This is a genomic window from Synechococcus sp. R55.2 (genome assembly GCF_047462075.1).
Classification (GTDB): Bacteria; Cyanobacteriota; Cyanobacteriia; order Thermostichales; family Thermostichaceae; genus Thermostichus.
The window spans coordinates 1-11,508 of the sequence record NZ_JANSIH010000030.1 but is presented as its reverse complement, the minus strand read 5'-3'; the positions used below and the strand labels follow the sequence as shown (position 1 = coordinate 11,508).

The 11,508-nt window shown below is 59.6% G+C and carries 10 protein-coding genes; 3 read left to right on the top strand and 7 right to left on the bottom strand.

The window, feature by feature from the left end:
• Positions 1-1,614: DUF3352 domain-containing protein (locus NW838_RS00970; RefSeq protein ID WP_414427320.1), on the top strand; the 1,614-nt coding region annotated here is incomplete at its 5' end.
• 47 nt (positions 1,615-1,661) lie between these two features.
• Here the strand turns inward: NW838_RS00970 and NW838_RS00965 are convergent.
• From NW838_RS00965 to NW838_RS00940, 6 genes are all read right to left on the bottom strand, one after another.
• Complete coding sequence (locus NW838_RS00965) at positions 1,662-2,405, bottom strand: response regulator (protein WP_414356519.1); 744 nt, start codon at positions 2,403-2,405, stop codon at positions 1,662-1,664.
• Positions 2,406-2,473: 68 nt separating this feature from the next.
• Positions 2,474-3,232, bottom strand: a complete 759-nt coding sequence (locus NW838_RS00960) for a sensor histidine kinase (RefSeq protein ID WP_414356506.1) — start codon at positions 3,230-3,232, stop codon at positions 2,474-2,476.
• Between the two features lie 109 nt (positions 3,233-3,341).
• Complete coding sequence (locus NW838_RS00955; RefSeq protein ID WP_414427319.1) at positions 3,342-4,835, bottom strand: sensor histidine kinase; 1,494 nt, start codon at positions 4,833-4,835, stop codon at positions 3,342-3,344.
• Positions 4,836-4,978: 143 nt separating this feature from the next.
• On the bottom strand, positions 4,979-5,965 hold the full coding sequence (locus NW838_RS00950; protein WP_414356500.1) for a pentapeptide repeat-containing protein: 987 nt from the start codon (positions 5,963-5,965) through the stop codon (positions 4,979-4,981).
• A 141-nt stretch (positions 5,966-6,106) separates the two neighbouring features.
• A complete protein-coding gene (locus tag NW838_RS00945) occupies positions 6,107-7,666 on the bottom strand; it encodes a hypothetical protein (protein ID WP_414427318.1) in 1,560 nt (519 codons plus the stop codon).
• 150 nt (positions 7,667-7,816) lie between these two features.
• Positions 7,817-8,710, bottom strand: coding sequence for a CoB--CoM heterodisulfide reductase iron-sulfur subunit B family protein (locus NW838_RS00940; RefSeq protein WP_414356497.1), 894 nt, complete (start codon positions 8,708-8,710; stop codon positions 7,817-7,819).
• Positions 8,711-9,126: 416 nt separating this feature from the next.
• Between NW838_RS00940 and NW838_RS00935 the strand changes: the two genes are divergently transcribed.
• Both NW838_RS00935 and NW838_RS00930 read left to right on the top strand, forming a co-directional pair.
• Positions 9,127-9,879 carry a hypothetical protein gene (locus NW838_RS00935; RefSeq protein WP_414356069.1) on the top strand — a complete coding sequence of 251 codons (753 nt, stop codon included), beginning with the start codon at positions 9,127-9,129 and terminating at the stop codon, positions 9,877-9,879.
• A 302-nt stretch (positions 9,880-10,181) separates the two neighbouring features.
• Positions 10,182-10,931 carry a YebC/PmpR family DNA-binding transcriptional regulator gene (locus NW838_RS00930; RefSeq protein ID WP_414356067.1) on the top strand — a complete coding sequence of 250 codons (750 nt, stop codon included), beginning with the start codon at positions 10,182-10,184 and terminating at the stop codon, positions 10,929-10,931.
• A gap of 5 nt (positions 10,932-10,936) precedes the next feature.
• Here NW838_RS00930 and NW838_RS00925 read toward each other — a convergent pair whose 3' ends face one another.
• Positions 10,937-11,248: a YbjQ family protein gene (locus NW838_RS00925; protein ID WP_011431068.1), complete on the bottom strand. Its 312-nt coding sequence runs from the start codon at positions 11,246-11,248 to the stop codon at positions 10,937-10,939.
• Positions 11,249-11,508 lie beyond the last annotated feature (260 nt).

Here is an 11,508-nt window from a genome sequence, read left to right as displayed (position 1 = left end):
CCTCTCTCCCTTACGTTGATGGCGGTGGGGGGCTCTTGGCTTCTGGGATCCTGCCAACTCAGAGGGCCACAGGTACAGTTGCCCGGCGATGTTCTGCCGGAAACCGCGCTGGTTCCCCAGTCGGCGCCCCTGGTGCTGACCTTTTCTACCCAACCGGAAGAATCTTTTCGCACTCACCCTGACCTTTTGGCCCAGTGGGAGAGCTGGACGGCAGAAGCTTTGGCTGAAACCGGCAAGGAGTTCTCTCGGGAAGAGATGCAAGCTTGGGCTGGCGAGCAATTCACGATGGCAGTGGTGATCCCCAATCTGGTGCCCGGAGCTGCCGAGCCGGTGCCTGGGATCCTGTTTGGAGCCAGCACCCGCAACGCTGATTTGTCTGGGCAATTCTTGGCCCAGGTGCGGCAACAGGCAGCAGCAGAAGGGGCCAACTTCGAGCAGCGCCAGGAGCAGGGGGTCACCCTCTATGTGCAAACCAACGGGGAGCCGGGCGAGCGATGGGTAACTGCTGAGTTTGGCAACCGCTTTGTGGCAGTGGCCAACGACCCAAGGGTGATGCAGCAGGCGATTGCTGTGTATCGCGGCGAAGCAGAGCCGATTGGCCGCTCCGAAAGTTTCCGCACCGCTGTTGGCGATCTGTATAAGAGCGGCACGCTGGCCTTTGCCTACTTCAACTTCCAGGCTTTGCAGGAGGATCCCGAATCTTTCAAAGACTGGATGCAGGATCTGGATCCGGCGACGCTGGGATCCCTGCAACCCCTGCGCTCTTTGGCCATGGCTGCCCACTGGCAAGAGCAGGGCCTACGGCTGCGCATGTTGACCCAGACCGATCCGAAAACCCAGGTGCAGGGGGGGTGGCAACCGGCTCGCGGCGAACTTATTCAGCGGCTGCCCGGCAATGCCCTGGCGGTGCTGACCACCCAACAGATCGCCCAGCGCTGGCAAGCCGTTGTGCCTGAGCTGGAGAAAGATCCGCCGGTCAAAGAGTCGTTAGAGGAGCTGCGGGCTGAGTTTCGCGCCAATACTCGCTTGGACTTGGAAAAAGATCTGCTGGCCTGGATGGATGGGGAGATGGCCCTGCTGGTGGCACCGGATGCCCAGGCCCATCCCCTGTTGCAGGGCATGGGAGCAGCCTTGGTGATCGAGACCAGCCAAAAAGACAAGGCCAACGCGGCCCTGACTCAGTTGGATCGGCTGGCCCAAGAATCCGGAGCACGGGTAACGGAAGCCGGTGGGCAGGTGATCTGGGCGGATCCCTTGTTCAACCGACCGCTTCTGGTGCGGGCTTGGGAAGGCAACTACCTGATCGTTACCACCAGCACGGCAGCACTGCAAACGCTTGCCCAACGCCAGGGCAATTTGCTCCCTCGAACTGAGCCGCTGAAGACCCTCTACGATCAGTTGCCCAAGCCCAACTACGGCTACTTTTTGCTGAATTGGCAAGGGATCCGCACAGTGCTGGAGGCTACGCTGCCGGGCGGTTTGGCAAGCTTAGAGCCGGAGGCCCGCGAGCTGCTGACCCGCGTCGATGGGCTGGGCATTACCAGCTACCCTGCCGGGGATCACGCCTTTGGGTTGGAGCTGCTGGTTACTGTGCCACCAAAGCCCCAGCGATAAAACCGTGTCTCACGTTCTTCAGTCTTCCTAGGGGTTGGGGGTGAGGGCTATAGCCGAATTAGGCCATAGGTAAGGGCATAGCGAACCAGCTCGGTGCGGCTGCTGGTGCCCGTCTTGTTCAGCAGGCGGGTCACGTATTTTTCCACGTTGCGCACGCTGGTCTGCAGTTGCTTGGCGATCTCCTTGTTCATCAGCCCTTCTGCCACTTTTTCCAATACCTGTCGCTCGCGCGGCGTGAACTCTACCTTAATGGGTGGGGGCAAGGGAGTTGGGGCGGGGGGCTGAGAGGGACCGGTTGGGGGAAGAGTTCGCTCTGCCAGAAGCGCCCGAATGGAGGCCAGCTCGCGGGCGACCACTTCAGAAGGACTGGCTGCTCGGGAGCGCTCAATGAGATTGGAGACAATGGCCACCAGCTCCTCCGGATCGAAGGGCTTGGGCAGGTAGGCATCGACGCCGGCGCGGTAGCCCTGGATGCGATCGGCGGTCATCCCCTTGGCGGTGAGGAACACCACCGGCAGATGGCTATAGGGCTCCAGTTGCCGCAGTTGGGCCAGGAATTGGTAGCCGTCCATGCCGGGCATCATGATGTCGGAGATGATCAACTGAGGCTGGGCCGTGCTGAGCAGTTGCAGAGCCTGCTGGGCGTTGGCCGCCGGGATCACCTCAAAGCCGCTGTCCTCGAGGTAGGCTTGCACCGCTTCCCGTAAGCCGGGTTCATCATCTACTAGCAGAATGCGGGCTGCTGGACTGGCAGCAGGGGGTTCGGGTTTGGCTGGGGGAGAAGAGGCCATCTGCAGCTCCTGGGTAGCGTTCAAGCGTTTGGCGGCACCTGCCATCCCATATCTCTACAATCTTCCTACTAACCTGTGGGCAATCTCAGGCGAAAACAGGAGCCTTGGGGGGAGCTTTCCACCTGGAGATCTCCGCCCATCCGGGTGGCCAGGTCGCGGCTAATGGCCAACCCCAGCCCCTGCCCTGGCTTAGAAAGATCTGCCCGAAAAAAGGGATCGAAGATCCGCTCCAGGTTCTCAGGGTGGATGCCGGGGCCGTTGTCGCAGACGGCAACGAACACTTCCCATTGCGAAGCAGTTGAGGGATCTTCACCCAGCTCCACCTTCAGCCGGATCTCACCTGGGGGCGGGGTGTACTTGCAGGCGTTGTCGATCAGGTTATCAAGCACCTGCCGCAGGGCACGCGGATCGGCTTGTACAGGGGGTAGGGAAGGGGGCAGGACGGCTTGAAAGTGGTGTCCCTGGGTTTCGGCCAAGGCTTGATAGATGGGAATCCACTCCCGCAGCAGGTCGGCTAAGGAGAGGGGCTGAAGCTGGAGGGGAGCCGGGATCCCGTCCCAACGCTCAAACTCCGCCAACAGCTCCTGTAGATGTTTGCACTCCTGTTCAATGCTGAGGCCAATCCAGTGGTTGCGATCCTCTGGGGGCAAGCGTTTTTGTAATAACTTGGCCAGCGTGCTTAGGGCGGTGAGAGGATTGCGCATTTCGTGAAGCAAAGTGGAAAGCTGCTGGGCAGAGAGAGTGACCCCCTTGACCTTGGGTTCTCCGGCTCCGCAGACGGGTTCAGGCTCTGGGTGGTGTTCAGCAACTTTTCTGGCTCTCGGCATGGATCCAATCCCTAGACTCTCCCGGCGCTGGCAGATCGATCCTAGCCCTACCTCCCCTGCAATCCGCCATATCAATCCTGAGACGCTATCGGGATCCCAACTGGGTGGCTTATAGCTGGCGGGGCAGGTAGATGTTGAGAACTTCCCCCCGATGGGCGCGGTGGCGCACGGTGAGGTAGCCCCCCAAGGCGCGGAACAAAGTTTGGGTGACGGGAAGGCTGAGGCTTACTGCACCTGTGTCCGGCTGCACGACCAACAACTGCCCAATGGCCTGAGGGGATTTGGGCTCTGCGGCAGCAGCGACGTTGTTGTCCTCAGGGGTGTTGACCTGAAACTGGAGTTTGACCAGTTCCCCTGCGCTGACCAACTGGGCGCGAATGTGGCTGCCAGCCGGGGTGCTGCGGGCAATGCGGTCGACCATGCCAAACAGCACCGCTTCCAGCGCCTTGGGATCGCTGACCACATCCGGCAGCTCATCGGGAATCTCCAACTCCAGTTGGGATCCCCGCCGTTCCACCTGCTCCTGCCAGCGAGGCAGGTTTTGCCGCACCAAGTCCACCAACGCAATGGGCTCTAGCTGGAGCCGACGCCCCTCCCCTGGGGTGGCAGTGGGCATCACCGTTTCCGTGGCCTGGAAGAACAGCCCGAAGCGGTTGATTTGCTCAGTACATTCGCGGTCGATTTTCTCCACGTATTCCCGTACCCGCGGCGGCAGATCGCACCGCTTCAGGATGAGACTGACCAAGGTGCGGATGGTGCTGAGGGGCGTCTGGATCTCGTGGATGAGAGCCCGCAGCAGTTCTGCCTCCGAAAGGCTGTTCTGTTGGCCTTGATCGGCAGGCTGGCTATGGGAAGGGGGAGAGGAAGCTGCCGGGATCCGCCGCTTTTGCTTATCTTCTGGCCGGGTTGTGGGCACAGAGGAGTTCTCCGCCCTGGCAGGGGGTAGGCGAGCGGGCGGGGATCCCGACTCGGCCAAGTTTCCCAGCAGAAGAAGGCTGCTGAAGCGGGCCAGCACCCGCACATGGGGCTCCATCAGGGGATGGTGCTTCATCAACTGCTGCCAGAAGGGCAAGCGATCCGGCCTACCCTGTTGAACCCGCTGCTCCAGGATCTGCCAAGCCCGATGCACCACCTCCGGCTCAAAAGACACCATCATGCCCCTTTGTCGCGTGTGGGGGTGATGCCCTTGGGCGGCCACCACCGAAAAAACAGGGGTGAGCACCAGCAAAAAAGGCTCCTCCACCAGGGGATCCCGCGGCAGGAGAGGGATCACCGTCTGGCCAGGGGTCAGAATCGACTCAGGGGACAAGTCAGGGGTAAACAGCCAGGGATCTTCACGGGCCAGCTCCCGCAGCTTCAGGTTCGGTTCTGGAGCGTCAATGGGCGACGGCAGTTGAGGCAGCGGATCCCGAACCACCCAGGGGGGCCACCAAGACACCGGCCCACCGATCACCACCCCAAACTGTCCAACTTCTTGCCAGAGCTGGAGCAGAGCTGCCACCGTCTGCTGCCAGGAGCGCTCTCCTGCCCCCGGCAACCATTCCGGCAAGGGCAGATCGGCCCACAAAGCTTCCATCAAGGACAGAAATCGGCGGCTGTTCACGGATCTCTTTGACCCATCCTTCCCTTGTAGGGTAGCGGTTGTGGCCCCTCTGGGGCAGGGGAAAACCTCACCTTTTCCAGGGCGGATCCCCGTCTTAGCCAGTGATAAGAATCCTCGTCTTGTGAGGCGGCGAGCCGGTCAAATCAGCCTATCCGTCCATCCGGCAGGGTTGCCCCGCGCAAATTGGCCCCGCTGAGGTTGGCTGTGCTCAGATCGGCTCGGGTTAGGATCGCGCTGCCGAGATCGGCATTTTCCAGATTGGTGCGGCCCAAATAGGCGTCCACCAGGTTGGCATACCGCAAATCGGCCCCGGCCAGATTGGCCCGACTCAGATCTGCCCGCGCCAGTTTGGCCGAGCACAGACAACTGGCGGAAAGATCGGCTGCGGCCAGATCCGCCTCGCTCAAGTTGGCCTCTGTCAGATTCACCTGGCGAAGTATCGCCTCCTTCAAGTTGGCCCGCGCCATCTGCGCCCCTTGCAGGTCTGCCCCCAAAAAAGAAACCCCCCTCAGGTCGGTCTCGCTCAGGATGGCTCCCTGCAAACGGGCTTGCTGCAGGCTGGCCCCTTGCAAGTTGGCCTTGATCAAACTGGCCTCTTTTAGGTTGGCCCCGCTCAGGTCGGCCCGTGTCAAATCCGCTCCCGACAGGTTGGCTCCGCTGAGATCAGCGCGGCTAAGATTGGCGTTGCGCAATACCGCTCCCCGGCGGCTATCGAAACGGAGATTAGCCCCCCGCAAGCAAGCTCCCCCCAAGTTGGCACTGGTGAGGTTGGCCCAGCGCAGATCCGCATCCAGCAGGTTGGCATCGATCAACAGGGCCAGCGTTAGGTTGGCCCCATGCAAATCTGCCCCTTGTAGGGTGGTGCCGTGCAACTGGGCATCCCTGAGATCCGCCTCGCTCAAGTCCGCCTGGCTGAGGTTGGCCCCCCCGAGGTTAGCCCCGACGAGGTTGGCCTTCTGCAGCTTGGCCCGCCCCAAGAAGGCGAAGATCAAGTTGGCGCTGTGCAGGTCTGCTTGGGAGAGATCCACCCCGATCAAATCGGCCCGGCTCAGGTCGAGGGCGGCCAGGTTTTCGCCCGCAAAGTTGGTTCGTCCTGCCCGGTAAAGCCGGAGCAGATCCTTGGCGTCCATAGATGGAGGGGGGAGAGCTCAGAGAAGCGAGAGGGGATCCAAACTAGCGGCCATTCTAGAAGAAAATCAAGGCGTTTCCCCAACACTCGGCGCGGCTGATCGTGAGTGTTGAACGGGATCCCCGAACAGCGGGCTTGGCTCTCAAACCAGTCCGAACAGACGGCGCTCTGCCTCCTCCATGCGATCCAAGAAAGCAGCAAATTTGGTGGAGATCTCCTCCACTTCGTGCAAAAAAGTGCGCAACGTCTGGTACTTGAGAACCAAGGCTTCCTCTAGAGTGCAGGCTTGAAACTGCTCATCCAACGCCTTGCCCAACTCGCTCAGGGCCTGTTCGATAGCAGCTTTGACAGAGCCGACGCTGCGCCGCACCAAGCGCATCACCTCCTGCTCCAACTGCGGCTTTTGCCGGGCCAGCTCGCTGCTGGCCAAGACTTGTCTCAGGGAAGCATAGGGATCCGCAAGGTTGGTGGGCACCTCAGTGATCGCCTCCGGCAAAGCGTATTCCCCACTGCTGACGTGAGGGGGCTGCACCAAGCGCCACTCCGATTGTTCTAGCTTTTTCACAATCCCCATGAACATCGCAGCGGATCCCTCGACATCCCTCAAGAAGCCGCGCAGCACCTGGTGTTTGAGCGTCAGATATTGGGCGGGATCCTCATCCTGTAGCCCTTCGTCCAGGGCATTGCCCAACTCGCTCAGGGTATTCTCGATGGCAACCATCAGGGATCCGGCGCTGCGATGGAGCAGTTGGCAGCAGGGCTCTGGGAGCTCCTGTTGCAGGTCAGAAGAGGGGGCGGGTGGTGTTGCCGGGGTCGCAAAAGCCGAAAGCTCTGCAGGCTCTTCCTCATCCTCTGGGATCCCAGCGTCAATCCAAGTCATGGAACCGGACAAGGACTCTGTCCTGCCGGCACGAACGGCATCTTCCGTATTCAGCCAATCCAGATTGGCGGAGAGAGGCTCAGCAGCCAATCCTCCGCCGGGGAGGGTCGCTGGGGGCACGTCAACGTAAAGAGGCTTCAGCATCTGCAGCACAGCATTGGCGGCTTGGCCATCCTGATCCGGCTCCTGCAACTGCTGCACCGCCTCCTTCAGCCGGGTTTCCAGTTCTTGGGGGGAGTGGCAGGCATCGTAAAGGGCTCTGAGCAGTTCGTCCAGGCTGTGGCGTCGCAGGGCGGCCAACCCCTGCAGAGTAGGCTCTATTTTGTGGTACAAAGCCGTGAACAGAACCAGCTTGGCCCGCAAAGGGCTGGTTTGCCGCATCACCCCTGCCCGCAGCTCGAAGGGATCGTAGTCTTGCTTTTGCAGTCGTGGGCTTCCATACTCCAAGGACAAGATAGGCGAGGGTGCGGCCCAAGCTGATGGCTCCTTGGGCGAGGGCATGAGTGGGCTAGAGGGATCCGCTTGGGGCTGTTGATACAGGGGCTGTAGCTTGCTTAGCAGCATCTTGGCGATGCGAGCATACTCGGCTTTTTTGTTGATGCGGCTAATGGCATCTCGAAAGCGTTGGCCCAAAGCATCAAGGGTAGCGTGCTGGCGGCAAAGCTGCTCCAGCAGGGCTTTCAGGTCTATTTGGTTCAACTTGCTGACATCGCTTTCCCAAGTGCTGGTGCAGGCAAAGTAAACCAGCTTTTTCACTCGGTCTGCGTACCCGCCCTGCTGCACTTCTTGCACAACAAGGCCAAAGGGATCCGAGACTACCATAGGGAGCTGCCAAGCAGGAGTAGGTGAATTTAAGAGGAACTTTGCGGTTTTTGAACAAGGACGGGTACCTTGCTGGGCAGAATAGCATATCCTTCCCAGGCAGACCCCACCTGATGTTTGCCCAGGGATCCCCCAGCCATCAAGTGGGATTTAGCAGCCTATTTTCTGCAGGGCTTTTTCCACCTGCACCACATGGCGGTTCAGTCCCAAGTTTTTCGCCGGGATCCCCAGGGCCAGGCCCACCAATTGTGGCAAATGCAGGATCGGGATCCCCAGCTTGCGCCCGATCACCTCTTCCACCTCCGGCTGCCGAGAGTCCAAGTTGAGGTGACACAGGGGACAGGGGGTGACCAAACAATCCGCTCCCGCCTCTATGGCCTCCAGAAGATGCCGGCCTGCCATCGAGAAAGACTGCTGCGGGGCATAGCTGGAAATGGGCCAGCCGCAACACTGGGTGCGCCCGCGATACCAAACAGGGGTGGCCCCCAAACGCTCGAAGAGATCCTCCATCAAACGGGGATCCCGTGCCACATCGAAGCGGGAGATGTCGTAGGCCCGCAACAGATAACACCCGTAGAAGGCAGCGCAGCGCAGCCCCAAGAGGGGCCGCTTGACCTGTTGGGCCAATCGCTCCAGGCCGTAGTCATGAACCAGCACCCACAGCAAATGGCGCACATCGCCTGTGCCCTGGTAACGGCTCTCACAGCCCCCTTTCTGGCACAGGGCTTGCACCTGGTGAAAGTACTCTGGATTCGCGGTTTTCGCAGCTTTTAACTTTTCATTCACGCGGCCCAACACCCCCTGACAGGTGCTGCAGTGGGTGAGCATCGGCAACCCCAGCGCCTCGGCCAAAGCCAGGTTGCGGGCATTTACCGTATCTTCCAGCAGCTCCGATTCTTCTTTGAAGGTGCCAGAACCACAGCAAGAAGCAGCCTCCAGCTCCACCAGTTCAATGCCCAGATGCCGCGCAATCTGGTCGGTGGAGTCGTACAGCTCACGACAGGCCCCTTGGGCCACACAGCCGGGGTAGTAGGCGTAGCGCAAAGGTGAAGGAACAACAGCGCCGACATTCTCCCTGCCCTAAATGGCAAGGATTCTTTCCCAGGTTGCAGGATGACTCCTAACTTTCTGAGCTACACCACCCTTGCAAGTGGTGGGGGATGCTATGACGCCACCTACTGGGATGAACTCCCAGATACTTTCCCTGTTGACACTGCGCCCTATTCAAGTTGGCGGAGTTCGTTCAACACCATAGCACAAAGCCGCCCTGGTCGCGTCAGCGGGCCGTAGGCCTTAGGGCGGGGCTTGCAACCCAGTTTTCTTGGTCAAAGCTTCTCTTCTGCCCCTGTTTTGAAACTGATCCGAGGCCAATACCCTATTTTTCTCCCTGCCTAGTGCCTCTCTGGCCGATGTCGGGTAGATTTGGCGGTAGCCATCGCTGAAGAATCGGTCAACGCTTTATGAACAGCCCGATCCAGGATTGTGAGCCCCCCGTTTCACCTCGCTCTGAGCAGGGCAGTCTGGGTTGGAGCCTTCCCCTGAAAGGCTTGGGATTTGGCTTGTTTTTCGGATCCCTAGTTTGGGCAGGATGGGCAAGTCAACTCCAGCTATGGGCCCAGCCGGTCGAACAGCAACCTCAGGAAGAAGTCCTTGTGCCGGGGCGCAATCTGGATCCTGGGGCGCAAATCCGGGTGCGTAACGAGCTGGTCAAGATCTGTGGGGACTATCGTTGCGAAGGCTATCGCTTTTCGGTGCGAGTACCGATCAGCCCTGAAGACACCCTGGAAACTCTGCTGGGGCGGCTGGATACGGAGATGCTGCGGGAGGTGGATCGGGTGTTTCAAACTCGGCCCGATTTGAATCGAGTCATTGTCGATGGCTACGTCTTCTCGGGTACTCCCGCTTTTGTCAGCCGGGAAGTGCTGCTGCAAACAATGTTTGTGCCCCGTCACCGTTGGGAAGTGGGGCGCTTTGGGCCAGAGCAAGATGCGATTTTCTATGCCGAGCTGTTGGGACAGGTGACGCCCTTTCTAACTCCATCCCCAACCCCCACGCCTACACCTGGGCCTGTGCCTGGAGAAGGTGTGCCCCCTCTGCCCCCGCCTCCTGGGGAAACTCCTCCCATAGAGGCAACGCCTACCCCTCAAGAAACCCCAGCCCCTCCGCCTCCGCCCCAAGGGGATGTGATCCAGCGGCAGCCGATTCAGCCCTGATGGGTTTGTTGGGTAGCTGAGTCTGGGTTGTGAAGGATCCCTCGTTATAGTCATTTCAAACCAGATTGAGATACTCCCCAAGCGCTCCGCGCCGCTGCCCTTACCCCCAGTTTCTCTCTGGGAGAGGGAGTTAGGAATCGACATAACGAACCGTTTCACTGCTGTTTGAAATAACTAACTATAATTTGTGACCAGGCCAGTGCCCTCCCAGTTGTCGCGGGGTTGAGTCCTGAGCCGAGGTGATCTAGGCTTCAAAAGTGGAGGGATCCCTCCAATTCATTGCTTGACTGGTGTGTGGCGGCATGGCAGGACACAGCAAGTGGGCCAACATTAAACGGCAAAAGGCCCGTGTAGATGCCAAAAAGGGCAGCCTCTTTACCAAACTCTCGCGGGCCATCATCGTGGCAGCTCGCAACGGCTTGCCAGATCCGGATGGGAATTTTCAGTTGCGGGCGGCAGTGGAGAAAGCCAAAGCAGCGGGGATGCCCAGCGAAAACATTGAACGAGCCATTGCCAAGGGAGCCGGCAACTGGAGCGACGACAGCCCCCTGGAAGAAGTTCGCTACGAGGGCTACGGCCCCGGTGGGGTGGCTGTGTTGATCGAGGCCATGACCGACAACCGCAACCGCACGGCTGCCGAGGTGCGAGAAGCCTTCAGCAAAACCGGCGGCAGCTTGGGAGAAGCCGGCTGTGTGAGCTGGCTGTTCCGGCAAAAAGGGGTGATCAGCCTGGAGGAGGTGTTGGATCCCGAAGCTCTGCTGCTAGCGGTAGCCGAAGCAGGCGGGGAGGATCTCAAGGTAGAGGGAACCGACGCAGAAGTCTACTGCGATTACACCCTGCTGGAGCAGGTGGCCACCTACCTCAAAAAAGAAGGCTACCAGGTGCAAGAGGCGGCCATCCGCTGGATCCCCTCTACGGAGGTGCATGTGGAGGACCCCGAGACAGCCAAGCTGGTACTGACCCTCATGGAGCGGCTGGACCACTTGGATGATGTGCAAAATGTCTACGCCAACTTTGAGATCGACGAGGCATTGATGGAGAGCCTGGCCTAAAGGTTCTAGCGCAGCTTGACGGCGGTGCCGGCGGCGGTAACGAGGATCATTGTCGCGCTCATGTTGGTATGAATGCTAACGCCTAGGATGCCATTTGCTCCCAAACGTTTGGCTCGCTGCTCCAACTCTTCCAAAACCTTTTTCTGGGCATTCTCGAGAACTTCTTCATAGGTTCTTGTGCGTCCCCCGATGATGTTGCGGAGGCTAGCAAGGAAGTCCCGTAGAACATTGGTGCCATAAACTACCTCGGCGGTAACAATGCCCAAGTAACGCTCAACCTCTCTACCTTGGAGCACGTCTGTAGTGGTCAGCAGCATGGCTTGCTTCCTGGGTCAACACCCACCAAGATAGTCGGGATCCTCAACCTTTGGAATCGGGTTCTTGCCCTGTGTTTTCAGCAGAGTGGCGATATGTCGAAGGGCGACCAATCCCTACAGATAACCGTTCCACAACGCATAGTCATTTATCTCACCGTTGAGGTGAAACAAACGACCGGTTGCTTCCTGCTAAGGCCTCCGGCCCGCTAGCGCGATCAGTTGAAATAGATGGTAATAAAAACCACGACTGCTATCAGCCC

Bases quoted from the DNA above. Each gene is read 5' to 3' on its own strand.
- NW838_RS00930 (WP_414356067.1), top strand. From the start codon at position 10,182: ATGGCAGGACACAGCAAGTGGGCCAACATTAAACGGCAAAAGGCCCGT.
- NW838_RS00945 (WP_414427318.1), bottom strand. From the start codon at position 7,666: ATGGTAGTCTCGGATCCCTTTGGCCTTGTTGTGCAAGAAGTGCAGCAG.
- NW838_RS00950 (WP_414356500.1), bottom strand. From the start codon at position 5,965: ATGGACGCCAAGGATCTGCTCCGGCTTTACCGGGCAGGACGAACCAAC.
- NW838_RS00925 (WP_011431068.1), bottom strand. From the start codon at position 11,248: ATGCTGCTGACCACTACAGACGTGCTCCAAGGTAGAGAGGTTGAGCGT.
- NW838_RS00965 (WP_414356519.1), bottom strand. From the start codon at position 2,405: ATGGCCTCTTCTCCCCCAGCCAAACCCGAACCCCCTGCTGCCAGTCCA.
- NW838_RS00935 (WP_414356069.1), top strand. From the start codon at position 9,127: ATGAACAGCCCGATCCAGGATTGTGAGCCCCCCGTTTCACCTCGCTCT.
- NW838_RS00960 (WP_414356506.1), bottom strand. From the start codon at position 3,232: ATGCCGAGAGCCAGAAAAGTTGCTGAACACCACCCAGAGCCTGAACCC.